The sequence below is a fragment of the Streptomyces sp. So13.3 genome, from assembly GCF_005860785.2.
GTDB classification, from domain to species: Bacteria; Actinomycetota; Actinomycetes; order Streptomycetales; family Streptomycetaceae; genus Actinacidiphila; species Actinacidiphila fildesensis.
In genome coordinates this window covers 426,252-444,118 of record NZ_CP048835.1, presented here as the reverse complement: position 1 = coordinate 444,118, position 17,867 = coordinate 426,252, and the positions used below count along the sequence as shown (strand labels likewise).

General features: G+C 70.6%; 12 protein-coding genes. 9 read left to right on the top strand and 3 right to left on the bottom strand.

Going from position 1 to position 17,867, the window contains the following annotated elements; all coding sequences use genetic code 11:
- Window position 1 precedes the first annotated feature (1 nt).
- From C8250_RS02080 to C8250_RS02060, 5 genes are all read left to right on the top strand, one after another.
- Window positions 2-994 carry an ABC transporter substrate-binding protein gene (locus C8250_RS02080; RefSeq protein WP_138351828.1) on the top strand — a complete coding sequence of 331 codons (993 nt, stop codon included), beginning with the start codon at window positions 2-4 and terminating at the stop codon, window positions 992-994.
- Window positions 995-1,246: 252 nt separating this feature from the next.
- A complete protein-coding gene (locus C8250_RS02075) occupies window positions 1,247-3,694 on the top strand; it encodes an FAD-dependent oxidoreductase (RefSeq protein WP_138351827.1) in 2,448 nt (815 codons plus the stop codon).
- Between the two features lie 14 nt (window positions 3,695-3,708).
- Window positions 3,709-4,941, top strand: a complete 1,233-nt coding sequence (locus C8250_RS02070) for a sarcosine oxidase subunit beta family protein (RefSeq protein WP_138351826.1) — start codon at window positions 3,709-3,711, stop codon at window positions 4,939-4,941.
- Window positions 4,942-4,954: 13 nt separating this feature from the next.
- Window positions 4,955-8,179: a sarcosine oxidase subunit delta gene (locus tag C8250_RS02065; protein ID WP_138351825.1), complete on the top strand. Its 3,225-nt coding sequence runs from the start codon at window positions 4,955-4,957 to the stop codon at window positions 8,177-8,179.
- Window positions 8,172-8,777, top strand: a complete 606-nt coding sequence (locus C8250_RS02060) for a sarcosine oxidase subunit gamma family protein (protein ID WP_138351824.1) — start codon at window positions 8,172-8,174, stop codon at window positions 8,775-8,777. Before C8250_RS02065 ends, C8250_RS02060 begins: the two co-directional genes overlap by 8 nt.
- A gap of 122 nt (window positions 8,778-8,899) precedes the next feature.
- Here C8250_RS02060 and C8250_RS02055 read toward each other — a convergent pair whose 3' ends face one another.
- Entirely contained in the window at window positions 8,900-11,497 is a 2,598-nt protein-coding gene (locus C8250_RS02055) for an alpha-N-acetylglucosaminidase (protein ID WP_138351823.1), read from the bottom strand.
- Window positions 11,498-11,634: 137 nt separating this feature from the next.
- Between C8250_RS02055 and C8250_RS02050 the strand changes: the two genes are divergently transcribed.
- Window positions 11,635-12,936, top strand: a complete 1,302-nt coding sequence (locus C8250_RS02050; protein ID WP_187144699.1) for an ROK family transcriptional regulator — start codon at window positions 11,635-11,637, stop codon at window positions 12,934-12,936.
- Between the two features lie 831 nt (window positions 12,937-13,767).
- On the top strand, window positions 13,768-14,151 hold the full coding sequence (locus C8250_RS02045; protein ID WP_232485744.1) for a VOC family protein: 384 nt from the start codon (window positions 13,768-13,770) through the stop codon (window positions 14,149-14,151).
- Between the two features lie 73 nt (window positions 14,152-14,224).
- On the opposite strand, the gene C8250_RS02040 is transcribed toward C8250_RS02045, so the two are convergent.
- Entirely contained in the window at window positions 14,225-15,193 is a 969-nt protein-coding gene (locus C8250_RS02040; RefSeq protein WP_138351820.1) for an ArsR family transcriptional regulator, read from the bottom strand.
- A gap of 56 nt (window positions 15,194-15,249) precedes the next feature.
- Between C8250_RS02040 and C8250_RS02035 the strand changes: the two genes are divergently transcribed.
- Window positions 15,250-16,563 (top strand): MFS transporter, encoded by a 1,314-nt coding sequence (locus C8250_RS02035; protein WP_138351819.1) that lies wholly within the window; start codon window positions 15,250-15,252, stop codon window positions 16,561-16,563.
- A 69-nt stretch (window positions 16,564-16,632) separates the two neighbouring features.
- On the opposite strand, the gene C8250_RS02030 is transcribed toward C8250_RS02035, so the two are convergent.
- On the bottom strand, window positions 16,633-17,169 hold the full coding sequence (locus C8250_RS02030; protein ID WP_244808943.1) for a protein kinase: 537 nt from the start codon (window positions 17,167-17,169) through the stop codon (window positions 16,633-16,635).
- Window positions 17,170-17,272: 103 nt separating this feature from the next.
- Here C8250_RS02030 and C8250_RS02025 point away from each other — a divergent pair, with 103 nt between their 5' ends.
- The gene (locus C8250_RS02025) at window positions 17,273-17,818 is read left to right on the top strand and encodes a DM13 domain-containing protein (protein ID WP_138351817.1); all 546 of its coding nucleotides are present in this window, start codon (window positions 17,273-17,275) and stop codon (window positions 17,816-17,818) included.
- Window positions 17,819-17,867 lie beyond the last annotated feature (49 nt).

The following is a 17,867-nucleotide window of genomic DNA, read 5'->3' as shown; positions in this document are numbered from 1 at the left end:
CATGGCAATACACCTCGTCGCGGGTACCCGTCCCGCGAGATGGCGCGCCGGCGCGGCCGGACTGACCGTACTGGGTCTCGCCCTCACCGCCTGCGGCGGTGCCAAGGTCGGTGACACCCCCTCCGCCGCGGGCAGCAGCTCCGGCGGTAAGTGCGGCACCTTCAATCTCGCCGTCAACCCGTGGGTCGGCTACGAGGCGGACGCGGCGGTCGTCGCCTACGTCGCGGAGCACAAACTCGGCTGTACGGTCAAGAAGAAGGACCTCAAGGAGGAGGTCGCGTGGCAGGGCTTCGGGACCGGTGAGGTCGACGCGGTCCTGGAGAACTGGGGCCATGACGACCTGAAGAAGAAGTACATCACCGATCAGAAGACCGCCGTGGCGGCCGGCCCGACCGGCAACAACGGGGTCATCGGCTGGTACGTACCGCCGTGGCTGGCGAAGAAGTACCCGGACATCACCAGTTACAAGAACCTCAACAAGTACGCGTCGCAGTTCAAGACCTCGGAGTCGGGCAGCCAGGGCCAACTGCTGGACGGCGACCCGTCGTACGTCACCAACGACGCGGCGCTGGTGAAGAATCTGAACCTGAACTTCAAGGTGGTGTACGCGGGCAGCGAGACCGCGCTCATCCAGGCCTTCCGGCAGGCCGAGAAGAAGCAGGAGTGGATCCTCGGCTACTTCTACGAGCCGCAGTGGTTCCTCTCCGAGGTGCCGCTGGTCAAGGTCGACCTGCCCCCGTACAAGGAGGGCTGCGACGCCGTCGCGGCGGCGGTCGCCTGCGACTATCCCGTGTACGACCTGGACAAGATCGTCAGTACCAAGTTCGCCGCGTCGGGCAGTCCGGCCTACAGCCTGGTCAAGAGTTTCTCGTGGACCAATGACGATCAGAACCTCGTCGCGAAGTACATCGCCGTCGACAAGATGTCGGACGAGGCGGCTGCGAAGAAGTGGGTCGAGGCCAATGGCGACAAGGTGGCCGCCTGGCTGAAGTGACCTGTCGGGTGGCGGGAGAAACGTTCCGTCGGCGACCTCCCGGACGACGTCCGGGGGAGCCCCACCTGACCACCGGCGTGACGCACGTCGGCGAGAGCACACCGCAGTGCCCGGAGAGCTGTTCCGACAGCCCTCCGGGCACTGTCGTTTGCCCCCTTGACACCTCCCGGAGGGACCGGCACATTGAGTTGCGCAACCTGAAGCTTGTTGCGCTGAAAGCAACTCGGACTGCTGTAAGGCGGAGGTGCGGCGATGGCGGGACCCCGAGTGGTCATCATCGGAGCGGGCGTCGTGGGAGCGGCGCTGGCGGACGAACTGTCCGCCGCGGGCTGGACGGAGATCACGGTCGTCGACCAGGGCCCGCTCCCCGCCACCGGAGGCTCCTCGTCGCACGCCCCGGGTCTGGTCTTCCAGACCAACTCCTCCAAGACGATGACCGAACTCGCCCGCTACACCGTCGAGAAGTTCTGCTCCCTCGACGTCGACGGCCAGCCCTGCTTCCTCCAGGTCGGCGGCCTCGAAGTGGCCACCACGACCGACCGCCTCACCGAACTCCACCGCCGCCACGGCTGGATCACCGCCTGGGGCGTCGAAGCCCGGCTGCTGAGCTCCGAGGAGTGCGTGGAACTCCACCCGCTCGTGGACCCCTCGCGAGTCCTCGGCGGGCTGCTGGTGCCCACGGACGGCCTCGCCAAGTCCGTGCTCGCGGTCGAGGCGCAGATCCGGCAGGCGAAGGAGCGCGGTGTCCGTTTCCTCGCCCGCCACGAAGTCCTCGACGTGCTGCAGAGCGACGGAAGCGTCAGCGGCGTCCGCACCGACCAGGGCGAGATCCCCGCCGACATCGTCGTGTGCTGCGCCGGCATCTGGGGCCCGAAGATCGCCCGCATGGTCGGCATGAACCTCCCGCTCACCCCGCTCGCCCACCAGCTCGCGTGGACCGGCCCGGTGCCCGCCCTGGAAGGCCAGACGGAGGAGGCCGTCCGCCCGATCCTGCGCCACCAGGACGCCGACCTCTACTACCGCGACCGCTTTGACCGTATCGGCATCGGCTCCTACGGTCACCGCCCGATGCCGGTCTCCGTCGACGACATCCGCTCGGTGCAGGCAGCGGACGCGGCCGACGAGATGCCGTCGGTGCTGAAGTTCACCGAGGGCGACTTCGCGGACGCCTGGACCGAAACGCAGTCCCTCCTCCCCGCCACCCGCGAAGCCAAGATCGAGGAGGGCATCAACGGCCTGTTCTCCTTCACCACAGACGGGCTTCCCCTCCTGGGCGAGTCACCGGAGGTGAAGGGCTTCTGGGTCGCCGAGGCCGTCTGGGTCACCCACTCCGCCGGCGTGGCGCGGGCCGTCTCCGAATGGCTGGTCGACGGCTACTGTTCCTCCTTCGACCTGCACGAGTGCGACGTCAACCGGTTCGAGCCGCACCAGCTCTCCCCGGAGTACGTCCTCGCCCGCGACTGCCAGAACTTCGTCGAGGTGTACGACATCCTCCACCCGCTCCAGCCGCCGGGCGCCCCGCGCCCGATCCGCACCAGCCCCTTCTACGGACGGCAGCAGGAGCTCGGTGCTGTCTTCCTCGAGGCGAACGGCTGGGAGCGCCCCCAGTGGTACGAGGCCAACGCCGCACTGGTCGAGGGCCGTTCCATCCCCACCCCCAACGACTGGGCCGCCCGCTACTGGTCCCCGATCGTCGGCGCCGAGGCCCAGACCACCCGCGAGACCGTCGCGATGTACGACATGACGGCCCTCAAGCGCCTGGAGGTCAGCGGACGCGGCGCGGCGGCCTTCCTGGAGCGGCTGTCCACCGGCAAGATCGACAAGTCCGTCGGCTCGGTGACGTACACGCTCCTCCTGGACGAGGACGGTGGCATCCGCAGCGACGTCACGATCGCCCGCCTCGCCCGTGACCTCTTCCAGGTCGGCGCGAACGGCAATCTCGACCACGACTGGTTCACCCGCCACCTCCCGGACGACGGTTCGGTCGCCGTCCGCGACATCACCCCCGGCACCTGCTGCATCGGCCTGTGGGGCCCGCTCGCCCGCCAGGTCCTGCAGCCGCTGGCCGACTGCGACTTCTCCAACGACGGCCTGAAGTACTTCCGCGCCAAGCGCGCCCACATCGGCTCCGTGCCGGTCACAGCGATGCGGCTGTCGTACGTCGGCGAACTCGGCTGGGAGCTCTACACCACGGCCGACCACGGCCTGAAACTCTGGGACACGCTGTGGGCCGCCGCCCGGCCGCTCGGCGGCATCATCGCCGGCCGCGGAGCCTTCAACAGCCTGCGCCTGGAGAAGGGCTACCGCTCCTTCGGAACCGACATGACCTACGAGCACGACCCCTATGAAGCCGGCGTCGGCTTCGCCGTCAAGCTCGACAAGCCCGACTTCATCGGCAAGGCGGCCCTCGAGCGTCGCAAGGCGGAGGTGAAGCGCCGCCTGACGTGCCTGACGATCGACGACCCGTCCGCCGTCGTCATGGGCAAGGAACCCGTCTACGACGGCGACCGCCCCGTCGGCTACGTCACCAGTGCCTCCTACGGGTACACCATCGGCAAAGGCATCGCCTACGCCTGGCTCCCGGCCGAGCTCGCCACCCCCGGGCACGTGCTGCACGTCGGCTACTTCGATCAGCGGGTCGCCGCGCAGGTCGCCGACGAGCCGCTGTTCGACCCGTCCATGTCCCGCCTCCGCGGCTAGTCAGGAGACGCCCGATGAGCCCCCGCACCCCCGGCGCCGATCTCCCCGAGCACCCCGACTGGCTGTGGCGCACGCCCGAACCGAAGAAGTCGTACGACGTCATCATCGTCGGCGGCGGCGGACACGGCCTCGCCACCGCCCACTACCTGGCCAGGAACCACGGCATCACCAACGTCGCGATCCTGGAGAAGGGCTGGCTCGCGGGCGGCAACATGGCCCGCAACACCACCATCATCCGCTCCAACTACCTCTGGGACGAGAGCGCCGGGATCTACGAGCACGCGCTCAAGCTCTGGGAGGGCCTGGAGGAGGAGCTGGACTACCCGATCCTCTTCTCCCAGCGCGGCGTACTCAACCTCGCCCACAGCCTCCAGGACGTGCGCGACAGCGTCCGCCGCGTGGAGGCCAACCGCCTCAACGGCGTCGATGCCGAATGGCTCGACCCGCGGCAGGTCCAAGAGGTCTGCCCGATCGTCAACATCTCCCCGGACGTGCGCTACCCGGTGATGGGCGCCACGTACCAGCCCCGCGCGGGCATCGCCAAGCACGACCACGTCGCCTGGGGCCTCGCCCGCTCGGCGGACGCCGCCGGCATCGACATCATCCAGAACTGCGAAGTCACCGGCATCGACATCGCCGGCGGCCGGGTGATCGGGGTTCAGACCACCCTCGGCCCGATCGCGGCGGGAAAGGTCGCGCTCTGCTCGGCGGGCCATTCGTCGGTCCTCGCCGCCATGGCGGGCTTCGAGGTGCCGCTGCAGAGCCATCCGCTGCAGGCGCTGGTGAGTGAGCTGCTGGAGCCCGTCCACCCCACCGTGGTGATGTCCAACGCCGTGCACGTCTACGTCAGCCAGGCCCACAAGGGCGAGCTCGTCATGGGCGCGGGCATCGACTCGTACAACTCCTACACCCAGCGCGGCGCCTTCCACATCATCGAAGAGCAGATGTCCGCCGCGCTGGAGCTCTTCCCCGTCTTCGCCCGCGCGCACGTGCTGCGCACCTGGGGCGGCATCGTCGACGTCAGCCCCGACGCCTCACCGATCGTCGGCCTGACCCCGGTGGACAACCTGTACCTCAACTGCGGCTGGGGCACCGGTGGTTTCAAGGCCACCCCCGGCGTGGGATGGGTCTTCGCCCACACCATCGCCCACGACGCCCCGCACCACCTCAACGCCCCCTTCTCGCTCGACCGTTTCACCACCGGCGCGCTCGTCGACGAGCACGGCGCGGCCGCGGTAGCCCACTGAGGAGCCCGAAACCATGCTGCTCATCCCATGCCCCTGGTGCGGACCCCGCGACGAGGCCGAGTTCCACTACGGCGGTCAGGCGCACCTCGCCTACCCCGAGGACCCCTCGGCCCTGACGGACGAGCAGTGGGCCCGCTACCTCTTCTTCCGCGACAACCCCAAGGGGCCCTTCGCCGAGCGCTGGATGCACTCGGCGGGGTGCCGCCGGTGGTTCAACGCGGTACGTGACACGTCGACGAACGAGTTCATCGAACCTCGCTGCGGGCAGACCGCTCCGCGTGGCGAGCGCGGTGAGTTGGGGGAGGGTGGGCGCAACACGACCACCGGCCCGCAGCCGACCACGAAGCCTGGGGGTCCAGAGGTGGAGTCCCCGGTTTCGGAACGGGACCGGGCGGGGGAGACCCAGCCGTTCCGGCGCGCCACCGGTGGCCGCATCGCGCGCAGTGACCGGCTGGCGTTCACCTTCGACGGAGTCGCCTACGAAGGCCATCCCGGCGACACCCTCGCCTCCGCCCTCCTCGCCAACGGCGTCATCCGGACCAACACCAGCATCAAGCTCGGCCGCCCCCGCGGCATCTTCTCCGCCGGTGTCGAAGAACCCAACGCCGTCATCCAGATCGAGGAGCCCTTCCCCGAGCCGATGCTCCCCGCGACGACCGTCGAGCTGTACGACGGCCTCGTCGCGACCGGCCTCCCCGGCAGGGGACGGCTCGCCACCGAGCCCGACCCCGCCCGCTACGACGCCGTGCACGCCCACTGCGACGTGCTGATCGTCGGCGCGGGTCCGGCCGGACTGGCCGCGGCCGCGGCCGCCGCCCGCAGCGGTGCCCGCGTCATCCTCGCCGACGACCAGCCCGAGCTCGGCGGAAGCCTCCTCAGCACCGGCCGGCTCCCCTCCTGGCCGGCCGAGGTCGCGGCGCTGCTCGAAGCGAGCGCGGACGTACGCGTCCTGCGCCGCACCACCGTCTTCGGCTACTACGACGACAACCACCTCCTCGCCGTGGAGCGCCGCACCAACCACCTTGGCGCCCACGCCCCGGACAACGTCTCCCGCGAGCGCGTCTGGCGCATCCGCGCCCGCCGAGTCGTCCTCGCCACCGGTGCCCACGAGCGCTCCCTCGCCTTCGCCGACAACGACCGCCCGGGCGTCATGCTGGCCGCTTCAGCCCGTAGTTACGTCAACCGCTACGGAGTCGTCCCTGGGCGCAGGGCCGTCGTCTTCACCACCAACGACAGCGCCTACGCCGCCGCCCGTGACCTCGCCGCCGCGGGCGTGGACGTCGTGGCGATCGTCGACACCCGCCGCGAGCCGGGCGCGCAGGTCCCCGGTGTCGAAGTCCTTGCGGGCCACGCGGTCATCGGCACACAGGGCGGGGACCGCCTCACCTCGGTCACCGTCGCGCCGTACGGATCGGAAGGGCCGGACGGATCGCAGGGATCGGGCGGGTCCGACGCACCGCAGCGCGAGTTCACCGCCGACCTGCTCCTGGTCTCCGGCGGCTGGAACCCCGTGGCGCACCTGTTCAGCCAGGCCGGCGGCAAGCTCCGCTACGACGACGCCCTCGGCTCCTTCGTCCCCGACAGCTGCCGGCAGGCGGTCGAGGTGGCGGGCACCGCCAACGGCGTCTTCGACCTGGCAGCGGTCCTCGCCGAGGGCGCCGCGGCCGGCATCCGTGCCATCGAGGCCGCGGGCTACCCGGCTGCGACCTCCCAACTCCCGCCGGTGACAGCCGAGCCGGCCTCCCCGCCCGCGCACGTCCATGTGGTCCCGGGCGCCGCCGAGGCGTCGAGCTTCGTCGACCTTCAGCGCGATGTCACCGTCGCCGACCTCACGCGGGCCGCCGGCACCGGGATGCGGTCCGTCGAGCACACCAAGCGCTACACCACCGCCGGCACCGCCAACGACCAGGGCAAGACCTCCGGCGTACTGGCGTCGGGCACCGTCGCCCACCTCCTCGGTGTCGACATCTCCGTCCTCGGCACGACCACCTTCCGGCCCCCGTACACCCCGGTCTCCTTCGCCACCCTCGCGGGCCGCGACCGAGGTGTCCTCCACGACCCGGCCCGCCTCACCGCCCTCCACCCCTGGCACACCGCTCACGGTGCGCGCTTCGAGAACGTCGGCCAGTGGAAGCGCCCGTGGTACTACCCGCTGTCCGGGGAGGACATGGAGACCGCCGTCCTGCGCGAATGCCGTGCCGCCCGCGAGGGCGTGGCCTTCATGGACGCCTCCACCCTCGGCAAGATCGACGTCCAGGGCCCGGACGCCGGGGTCTTCCTCGACCGGATCTACACCAACATGATGAGCACCCTGAAGGTCGGCATGATCCGCTACGGCGTCATGGCCCGCCTGGACGGCATGATCTTCGACGACGGCACCGCCATCCGCCTCGCCGACGACCGCTACATCGTCACCACCACCACGGGCAACGCGGCCGCCGTCCTGGAGTGGATGGAGGAGTGGCTGCAGACGGAATGGCCCGACCTGCGGGTCCGCTGCACCTCCGTCACCGAGCAGTGGGCCACCGTCGCTCTCGTCGGTCCCCGTTCCCGTGAGGTCCTCGGCGGCCTGGCCCCCGGCCTGGACGTGCAGAACGACAGCTTCCCCTTCATGGCCTGGCGCGACACGACCGTCGCGGGCATTGCGGCCCGCGTCTGCCGGATCAGCTTCTCCGGCGAGCTGGCCTACGAGATCAACATCTCCCCGTGGGACGCCCTCGCCCTGTGGGAGGCGCTCGACGAAGCGGGGACCCCGTACGGGATCACCCCGTACGGCACCGAGACCATGCACGTCCTGCGCGCGGAGAAGGGCTACCCGATCATCGGCCAGGACAGCGACGGCACGGTCACCCCGCAGGACCTCGGCATGAGCTGGGTCGTGTCGAAGAAGAAGCCGGACTTCGTCGGCAAGCGGTCCTACAGCCGCGCCGACACCCTCCGCCCCGACCGCAAGCACCTCGTCGGGCTGCTCCCCGAGGATCCCAGCGCCTTCCTCCCGGAGGGCACCCACCTCGTCGCCGACAGCGTGCTCCCGGCACCTCCCGTTCCGATGCTCGGTCACGTCACCTCCAGCTACCGCAGCGCCGCCCTCGGCCGGACCTTCGCGCTCGCCCTCATCAAGGGCGGCCGGGACCGCATCGGCGAGCGGCTCTACGCCCCCGTCGGCGACCGGCTGATCCCGGTGACCGTCGCCAGCCCCGTCCTCTACGACCCCGAGGGAGCCCGCCGCGATGGCTGAGACCGCCACCCGGACCACCCGCCACAGCCCCCTGGCGCACGCCGCCGACCGCTTCGCCGCCGCCACCCGCACCTCCAGCGGCGATCTGCGCCTGGCCGAACTCCCCTTCCGCACTCAGCTCAACGTCCGCCTCGACCCCAAGGGCCCCGCCGGCGACGCCGTCGGGCTCGCGCTCGGCCTCCCGCTCCCTCTCGAACCCGACACCGCGGTACGGGCCTGTGACGCCGTCCGTGACCTGGCCGTCCTCTGGCTCGGACCCGATGAATGGCTCGTCGTCGGCCGGCCCGGCACCCAGCAGGACCTGGAGAGCCGGATCCGTGCGGCCATCGGCGAGGAGCCTGCCGCTGTCACCGACGTCTCCGCCCAGCGCACCACCCTGCTGGTCGCCGGCCCCCGCGCCCGCGACCTGCTCGCCCACGGTTGCTCCCTCGACCTGCACCCCCGCGCCTTCGGCCCCGGCCGCTGCGCACAGACGACGCTCGCCCGCGCGCAGGTCGTCGTCGTAGGCCGCAAGGGAGGCTTCTGGCTCCTCGTCCGTTCCTCCTTCGCCGACTATGTCGCGGACTGGCTCCTCGACGCCGCCACCGAATACCTCTGAGAACGGGCCCTGACCCCGGAGCCGGGACACTGGCGGGCGGCGCCCGCCAGTGTCCCGGCTGGCGACGCCGGCTCCATCACCGCAGTGCAGACGGACCTGGGATGAGGGGGGTGTCGTGGACCTCAGCTCGGCAGCGACCAGCGCTGGTTGACGTTGCCGGTGCACGTCCAGATGATCAGGGCGGTGCCGTTGGCGGAGCTGCCGCCGCCGGCATCGAGGCACAGGCCGGACTTGGTGTTCCGCAGCGTGCCGTCGCTCCTTGGTGTCCAGGCCTGGGCGGGAGTGCCGTTGCAGGTGTAGAGCTGCACCACGGTGCCGGGGGTCACGGCGCCGCCCCTGACGTCCATGCACTTGCCGTTGGCCCGCAGGGTGCCGTCCGCCGAGACGGTCCACCTCTGGGCAGTCGTCCCATTGCAGCCGTACAGCTGGAGCGGCGTGCCGTCGGCCGTGCTGCCGCCCGTGATGTCGACGCAGGCGCCGCCGATTCCGGTGATCGGGCCCGACGGTGCGATGGGCGGAAGGGCGTCCCTGACGTGCTGGGCCAGCGCGATCGGATCGCCGGAGGGCGAGGTGCTGTAGCTGTTGGTCTGTCTGGCCCAGCTGTCGTCCATCGCGAACCAGTCGATCGCCACCGGAGCAGTGCCGCCGGTGAGTGCGGTGTCGAGCGAGGCGAAGTACGCCGCCCACCGCTTGGCGTAGAGATCGGAGATCAGGCCGCCCCACTCACGGCTGGCGTAGTCGTGCACGCCCGCCTCGCTGGCCGCCCTGTCGCCCCAGGTGGTGAGGATGGACCGGGCGTCGTACTCCAGTTGGCTCTTCTCCGCGGCGGTGGCCCCCGACGCGCGGGCGCTCGTCAGCCACGTGCCCAGCAGGAACGCCGGGTCGCTGGAGACGAGCTGGTCGAGCAGGGCCTCATCGCCCTTCCATTCGGTGACGAGACCGCGGAACTGGGTCAGGTTCTTCGCCGTGTAGGCGGCGTTGATCTGCGGCAGCAGTACCCGGCTGCGGTTGGCCAGTGCCTGGCGGGCGACGTCGACCAGGTCGTACCGGTAGGCGGTCGAGGCCTGTTTGTCCGGGGCGACCTGTAGCAGTTCCGCCAGTGCGTTCTGCACGGTGGCCGCGTCGTAGCGCATGCCGTCCGGGCTCCACTCCGCAGCATGACTCGCGGTGCGCCCCGGGCGCGCGGTGAACAGGCTGTCCTGCGGCTCGCTCCAGGTACCCGACGCGGTGCTGTACGGGCCGCGGCGCAGCAGCTCCCAGGCCGCAGCTGCGTGAGCGTCGGCGCCTCCGTAGCGGCGTGCCGAGTAGTCGGCGAACCAGGCGGTCCGGTCGATGGGGCCCGGTTGCCAGGCCAGTTCGGTGAACAGGTCGAAGGAGGCGGGGTTGCCGCCGGTCCCCTCCGGCAGATAGGCGATGCCCTGCAGAGCACTGTTCTTCTTGCTGAGCCACTGCTGGAATCGGCTCACCCAGGTACTGGTGTTGGCGCCGATGCTGGTGTGGCCGCCGAAGTTGTCGATGGCGCCGAAGGCGTACGGGGTGCCGCCCCACGCGGTTTCGCGGTCGAGGTTGTCGTAGCGGTCGGAGAGACCGTCGACGATCAGCATGCGTGCCTTGTCAACACCCTTGAGCACAGCGGCAGATGGGTTGTTCTGCCAGCCGAGGATGACCCAGGTCGCGCCCGGGTGGGCGGTGTCCAGGGCGTGTTGGACCGCGGTGGCGGCGTCGGTCACGTTGACGCTTCCGGGCAGCCCGCCCTCGTGCAGCAGGTCCATCTTGTACAGGGTGCTGTCACCGAACCGGGTGCGCTGCGCGGCGTAGTAGGCGGCGGCGACCCGGGTGAAGACGGCGTTGGTGGGGTCGAGCCAGTCGGGCCGCTGGAAGCCGACCCAGTCGCCCTGCGCCACCACCTTGGCGCCGGGATTCCTGTCGGTGAAGCCCGGTGGCACGGTGCCGTAGTAGCCGGGCAGCACCGGAGTCATGCCCAGCGCGCGGAGCTGGTCCGTGATCTGCCGGCCCTCGGCCGCGCGGGCGTTGATCAGCTGCTCCGAGACGGGTCCGCCGAAACCGGACATGTTCTGCAGCAGCCACCAGCCCTGGTGCGCGGGGCCCGGGATCCACGATCGCAGCTCGGCGCCGCTGTAGCCGAAGCTCTGCAGCGCCTTGTAATAGGGGTACTCGGCGCCCATCTGGACGAAGACCTCGTTGACGCCGTGCAGAGCCAGCACGTCGATCTCGTGCTGGTACGAGGCGAAGTCGCGGTAGGCGCCGGAGTAGCCGTCGTCGGTGTCGTTGAGGGCGTACCGGTGGGGGACCGTCGCCGAGCGGGTGACCGGGTCCGGCACGGCAGGCAAGGCGGCCGGGAGCTTGCCGAGGCTGTCACCGGGCCAGCCGATGTCCACACCCGCGACGTGCTCCAGGTACCAGCCGACGCCGGTGAGCAGCGTGGCCGGCGAGGTGCCCGCGACCGTGATGGCGCCGACCGAACCGGAGAGCGTGAAGGCGTCGCCGGAGGCCGGCTTCGGCACCGGCACGAGGGAGAACTGCGCTGCTGCCCGGGCCGGCAGCAACCGGGACAGGGCTGCGCTCGCCGGTGCGGGGTCGAACGCGGCTGAGACGGAAGGGGGGTTGGGATTCGCGTGTGCGGTGGGATCTCCGTACATCGACGCCGTCAGCAGGACGATCGACGAGAGCGTTGCGCGGGCGCTGGATTTCCATCTCATGCGAGGCCGCCTAGTCCGGTCGGGTTCCGCGAGGTGTTAGTAACGAACCGTTCGATACTATGGAAGCCCTGAAGTCGTCCGTCAAGGGGTCGCGGGCCCGATCCCGGCTGCGACACTGTGTCCGGGAGGGTGATCTGATGCCGTCAGAGCTGGCAGCGACCGGACCGCACGTGCTGCGGCGGATCAACGGACAGGCGGTCCTGACGGCGCTTCGGCAGGCCGCGGGCGGTACGGCCCGGGTCTCCGAACTGGCCGCGGCGACCGGCCTTTCGCGCCCCGCCGTCACCAGGGCGCTGGCCGATCTGGGCAACGACGGGCTGGTGGGCCCGCTGGACGACGGCACCGGCACGGGAACCGGCAGCGGCGAGGAGGGCCGGCCCGGCAGACCTGCCCGGCGGGTCCGGTTCCGTTCCGAGATGGGGCATGTCGCGGGCGTCGACATCGGTCCGCACAAGGTGCTGGTCCTCATCGCTGACCTCTCCGGCGAGATCCTCACGACCCACCGCGCCACCGTCCCGCCCGGCGCGGACGCACCCCAACTCGTCGCCCTGGTCCGCGAAGGGCTGACGGAGGCGGCGCGGCGGGCGGGCCTGGAACCGACCGACCTGTGGGCGGTCTGCGCGGGAACGCCCGGCATCGTCGACCGCGAACGCGGGGTGGTGCTGAAGGCACCGAGCATCCCGGGCTGGGCCGGGCCGGCGATTGTGCCGGAGCTGCGCGAGTGGCTCGGCTGCCCGGTCCTGCTCGACAACGACGCGACCCTCGCCGTCCTGGCCGAGCTGCGTTACGGTCCGGCCCGGGAGACCCGCAGCATGGTCCTCGTCCACTGGGGCGAGCGGATCGGCACCGGCATCATCATCGACGGCGTACCGCTCCGCGGGGCCTCGGGGGCCGCGGGCGAACTCGGCTTCCTCGACCTGTTCGCCCGACTGGACTCGCCGACGGAACCGGTGACGCTAGTGGAGCCGTCCGACGGATCGCAGCTGCCCGCCGACGGCATGGGACCGTTCGAACGACTCGTCGGCGCGGCCGAGATCCGCCGCCTCGCGGCAGCGGCGTACACCGACGCCCGGCGCGCGGCACCACCCGGACTGACGGACGGCCGCAGCGGCCTGGCCCCGCTCTTCACCGCGGCCTCCGACGGCGACCCGGTCGCCCTGGCCGTCGTCGACCGGGTAGCCGCCCGCTTCGCCCGCGGCCTGGCCGTCCTGCTCCTTCTCCTCGACCCCGGCCACCTGGTGATCGGCGGTGGAATCTCCGAGGCCGGCGACATCCTCCTCGACCCGATCCGCCGCCACCTCAAGGGCCACACCCTGGTTCCCACCGTGATCGACGCCTCCCAACTGGGCGGCCAGGGCGTGGCCCTGGGAGCCGTCCGGCTGGCCCTGGAAGCCGCCGAATCCCGCCTGGGCCTCACGCTGCAGAGCGGACAGGGCTGAGCGGCCGCAGGGATGCAGCGGTCGAAGGCGGCGGGTCGCCGCGTGTAGGTGGTCGCTGTCTTTCGTCGTCCAGGCCGAGCGGCAACTCCCCGAGCCTGACGACGCCATGAAGCGCCGCGACGGCCTTGCTCGCTCCGTGACGGGATACTTCCCGACCACCCCCCCCCGTTCGGCAGGCCGCACCTCCTGACCTAAAGTGCCATCAGCTCCCGGCGGGAGCGAGCGGAGGCCCGCTGGACGATGCCGGCCCCGGAACACCTTCGACCTGGGACGCAGCCTGTGCATGACGAGGACGAGCCGGTCTTCAAACGAAGCAACTGGGGAACCAGTCGTTACTACTACAACCCCCGAAACCCCCTCGGCCTGGCCCTTATCGTCGTCAGCGTGGTCTTCGCCGCGACGATGTTGATCCTCATGGCCAATCGGGCAGGACCGTTCAAACCACCGCCTGCCCACGCACCGTGGAGCCCGCCACCGTACGACTACTCCTGGCCGCCACCTTCAGCCGGCCCCACGCCCTGGCCGTCCCTGCCGCCGGTCACCGACACGCCCGGTGGCCACTGAGTCCACCCGCTGGGCGGGCAGGGCTTTGACTCCGACGACGGCCGGCGCTTCTCCGGTACGGGAACCTGTCGGCCCGGTGCGGGAGGTGGTGCACCGTCAGGTCCTACTCTTCCGGCTCCCAGGCGCGGAGCAGGTCGATCAGACCCGCGTCTCCCAGGTCTGTGCGTCACCCGGGGACGCATATGAACCCACGATCAGATGGGCCGGGGGCCGGCATCGTTGTGCCTGTTCCTGTGCCTGTGCCGGTGGCCCGGGCTAGGCTCAGGCATGCGATCTCGAACAGGCGGTATGTGGTGGGGCACCACGATCGAAGCGGCGGACCCCAGTCGCTTGGCGAGGTTCTACGCCGAACTTCTCGGCTGGCATATCGGGCACGAGGAGCCGGGAACGGCCATCGTCGCCGCCTCTCCGCAAGGGCCGTTCTTCGTGTTCCAGCAGGCGGAGGGCTATCGGGCTCCGGTGTGGCCACCGGTCGACGGCGCCCAGCGCCCGATGATGCACTTCGACTTCCAGGTCGGAGACCTGGACTCAGCGGTCGCCGAGGCGGTCGCCCTGGGCGCCACCGTGGCGGAGTTCCAACCGCAGGAGAGCGTCCGGGTGCTCTTCGACCCGGCCGGTCACCCCTTCTGCCTGTGCCGCGATGGTGATTAGGCCAGGCAACGTTGGCCCTTCTGGCGGCTTCGCGTAGGCGTTCGGCGGCGGATCATGCTGCAACACCAACGGTCTAGTCCCCGGCTGTCAGCAGTGCCTCTGCCACGCTCGTCCGCGCGTAGAGCACCAGGCGTCCCGTCCGGTGGGCCGTGACCAGGCCGGCTGCTCGCATGGCCGTCAGATGCTGTGATGCGCCACCGGCGGTCAGGCCGGTCCGGGCGGCGAGGTCGGTCGTGGTGGCGGGGGTCGTGAGATGGGCGAGGAGCAGGGTCCGGGAGCGGCCGAGGACGGCGGACAGGGCGGTCGGGGTCGGGACGGTGCGGGGGTTCCAGAGGGTGCCGACGCCGCGGGGCGGGTAGCGCAGGGTCGGCTGCCAGGGGTCGTAGCCGATCGTGGAGAAGATGCGCGGCCAGATGAAGGCCGAGGGGCACAGCAGCAGGCCGCGGCCGTCCAGGGTGCGCTCGCCGCTGACGAAACGGTGCGCCAGGTTCAAGGTGCCGGAGTCCCAGCCGAGTTGGGGGTCGAGGTCGTCGAAGAGACGCCGGGCGCCGCCCTCGGCCAGGAGTTGGGCGCGGTGCAGGATGTCGCCCTCGAGGAGGGTACGGATGCGCGGCCAGTGCGGGGCGATCGCCACGTCCCAGTAGGCGGCGATGGTGTCCGCGAGCCGGCCCAGGCCGCGCTCCGGGTCTGCGCGCAGGGCTTCCACTCCCGGCTGGGCCGCGTCGGAGGAGGTCCGCAGGAGGTCGAACGGGGTCGCGCGCAGCGTCGCCAGTTCCACGTCGAGGGAGGGCTGCGGGGTGGTCGGCGGCGGGACCAGAAAGCCGGGGATGCCGTACGTGGGGACCTGGACCAGGGCGGAGAGCGGAGCCAGGTCCAGCTTCGCGGCCGCGAGGCGGGGGCGGACCTGGTCGGTCCAGCGGCGGTGCAGGCCCTGTTCATCGGCGCCCTTGAGGACCCGCACACTGGCCACGACCTCCCACAGGGGAGAGACCGCGAAGCGGGTGCGGGCCACGTCCTCGGCCGTGAACTCGATCTGCAGCATTTTGTTCACGCTAAATCATTGGGGCGCGCAGCGAACCGTGGGGCACTTTGTGCGCCATGTTCAGATCACCGGCCCGGCCACCGAGCACCGCGAGCTCCCTGTGGCAGATACCCGACTTCCGCGCCCTGTTCACCGCGACCGCGATCAGCCAGTTGGGCACCAACATCGCGTACGTCGCCGTCCCGCTGCTCGCCGTCACCGCACTGGACGCGAGCGCCGGACAGGTGGGCCTGCTCGCAGCCCTCGGCACGGCCGCTTTCCTGTTCATCGGGCTGCCCGCTGGGGCCTGGGTGGACCGGATGCGGCAGCGGCGGGTGCTGATCGTCGCGGATCTGGTGCGATCGGTGCTCTTCGTTTCCGTTCCGGTGGCCTGGTGGCTGGATCGGCTCACTCTCGGACAGCTCTACGCCGTGGTGCTGCTCAACGGCTGCGCGACCGTGTTCTTCGATGTCGGCTCGCAGACCATGCTGCCGCAACTGGTGAGCCGGGACGGACTGGTGCGGGCCAATGCCGCGATGGTCGGCCTTCAGGCCGCGGGCAATGTCGCGGGCCGCGGCGCGGGCGGCGGTCTCGTTCAGCTGCTCACCGCGCCGTTCGCGGTGGCGTGCAGCGCCGCCGGGTATCTGGCCTCGGCGATCAGACTCATGGGCGTACGCACATCACAGCAGACCCCGGCCCGACAAGATCGCACCACATCCCTGCGTGCGGAGATGGCCCGGGGCCTGCGGCACGTACTGGGCAACCCGGAGCTGCGGGCCCTCGCCTTCACCGCAGCCGTGCTCAATCTCGGTGCGGTGATCGTGAACACCCTGCTTCCGATCCTGTTCGTGCGGGAACTCCACCTGCCCGAGGGAGTACTGGGCCTGTACTGGGCGATCGGCGGTGTCGGTATCTTCCTCGGCGCCCGCACCGCCCGTGCCATCGCCGCGCGCCTCGGCTACGGCCGCACCCTCGGACTCGTCGGCCTGTGTCTGGCCCCCGCAGCCCTCCTCGTGCCGCTGATCGACCGCGGCGGGTGGCTGTATGTGGCGGGCGCCGGCTGGCTTCTGGTCACCTTCAAGATGGGCGTCGACAACGTGCTCGGTGTGAGTCTGCGCCAGCAACTGACCCCGGACGCCCTCCTCGGCCGCATGAACGCCACTTTCCGCTTCCTGCTCACCGGCGCCATCGCAGTCGGCTCCGCGGTGGCCGGGATGCTCGGCGAGTTCGCCGGACTGCGCACCACGCTGTGGGTGGGCGGCGGGCTGATGGCCGTCGCGTTCCTGCCGGTCCTCCTGTCCCCGGTCCGCACCCGCACCGAACTGCCTCAGCCCCCTCAGCCCGACCGCCGGAGTGAGCCCCAGCTCGTCCAGGAGGGGAAGCCCGCCTGAGGCATTCACTCAAGCCAGACCATTCGGCTTCGCTCCAGCGCCGGCGGGGACACCGCACCCGTCATCGCCTTACGCAGTGGACGCGTTGTGCAGATCGACCATCGGGCGCACGGGCGGCGGCAGCCGGTCCCCGGCCGACGATCCCTTCACGGAGAGCTGCTCGACGACCTCGGTGGGGGTCGGCCGCCGGGTGGGGTCGTGGTCGAGGCAGCGGGTGACGAGTTCGGACAGGTGGGACGGCAGCATGGCGAGGGCGGACTCGAGGGATTCGCCGACGATGATGTTGCTGGATTTGAGGTCGCGGTGCACGATCCCGCAAGCATGGATGCCTTCGAGGCCGTCGGCGACACCGATGGCCAGGGTCTGGACGGTCTTGGCGGGGAGCGCGCCGTGCCGGCGCAGCACGTCATGCAGCGAGGGGCCCGGGATGTACTCGGTGACCAGCCAGGGCGGCTCGCCGTTGGGATCAGCGGCGACCACCGACGCCGTATGGAATCCGCCGACCCGGCGCGCGGCCTCGATCTCCCGGCCGAACCGCTTGCGGAACGTGGGATCGGCGGCCAGCTCCGTCCGGACGACACCGCACCCACGTAAGACTTTCGTCATCAGCGTGAGGGCGCACCAGGACCCCTTGTTCCGCTTAGCTGGATGGCACAAAGGGGCGCAGGGGATCCGGCCTCTTCGAAGAACGAGAGAGGGAATCAGCATCATGCGCGCGGTCACTGCACTGCTCACTTTTCTGAAGAAGCCGCTGGGCATCGCCCTGTCCAGCGTCGCGGTGCTGCTGCTGGCCGTGAGCCTGTACTGGTTCCAGCCGTGGAAGCTGTGGGTGGACGAGACGGTCAACGACGCGGTGCCGACCGCCGCCCCCGCCAAGGCCGATGGCGGGCGGGCGATGCCGTCAGTCCTTGCGACCGGCGAGCTGATCAGCCACGAGCACGCGACGAAGGGTTCTGTACGCATCATCCAACTCGCGGACGGAAAGCGGACGTTGCGTTTGGAGGGTCTCGACACCAGCAATGGCCCCGACCTGCGGGTCCTGGTCACCGACGCTCCGGTGAAGAAGGGCACGGCGGGCTGGCGGGTCTTCGACGACGGGAAGCACGTCAGTCTCGGCAAGCTCAAAGGCAACAAGGGCGACCAGAACTACGACCTGCCCGCCGACATCGACCTGGCCACCTACACCAGCGTCAGCATCTGGTGCGACCGATTCGACGTCTCCTTCGGTGCGGCGGAGCTGAAGCGCGCGGCGTGAGTCACCCGTCGGCGGGGCGCTCCACGGCCCGCCCGCCGTCTCCGGACGG

Coding starts and splice junctions, on each gene's coding strand:
- C8250_RS02080 (WP_138351828.1), top strand. CDS start 2: ATGGCAATACACCTCGTCGCGGGTACCCGTCCCGCGAGATGGCGCGCC.
- C8250_RS02075 (WP_138351827.1), top strand. CDS start 1,247: ATGGCGGGACCCCGAGTGGTCATCATCGGAGCGGGCGTCGTGGGAGCG.
- C8250_RS02070 (WP_138351826.1), top strand. CDS start 3,709: ATGAGCCCCCGCACCCCCGGCGCCGATCTCCCCGAGCACCCCGACTGG.
- C8250_RS02065 (WP_138351825.1), top strand. CDS start 4,955: ATGCTGCTCATCCCATGCCCCTGGTGCGGACCCCGCGACGAGGCCGAG.
- C8250_RS02060 (WP_138351824.1), top strand. CDS start 8,172: ATGGCTGAGACCGCCACCCGGACCACCCGCCACAGCCCCCTGGCGCAC.
- C8250_RS02055 (WP_138351823.1), bottom strand. CDS start 11,497: ATGAGATGGAAATCCAGCGCCCGCGCAACGCTCTCGTCGATCGTCCTG.
- C8250_RS02050 (WP_187144699.1), top strand. CDS start 11,635: ATGCCGTCAGAGCTGGCAGCGACCGGACCGCACGTGCTGCGGCGGATC.
- C8250_RS02045 (WP_232485744.1), top strand. CDS start 13,768: ATGCGATCTCGAACAGGCGGTATGTGGTGGGGCACCACGATCGAAGCG.
- C8250_RS02040 (WP_138351820.1), bottom strand. CDS start 15,193: ATGCTGCAGATCGAGTTCACGGCCGAGGACGTGGCCCGCACCCGCTTC.
- C8250_RS02035 (WP_138351819.1), top strand. CDS start 15,250: ATGTTCAGATCACCGGCCCGGCCACCGAGCACCGCGAGCTCCCTGTGG.
- C8250_RS02030 (WP_244808943.1), bottom strand. CDS start 17,169: ATGACGAAAGTCTTACGTGGGTGCGGTGTCGTCCGGACGGAGCTGGCC.
- C8250_RS02025 (WP_138351817.1), top strand. CDS start 17,273: ATGCGCGCGGTCACTGCACTGCTCACTTTTCTGAAGAAGCCGCTGGGC.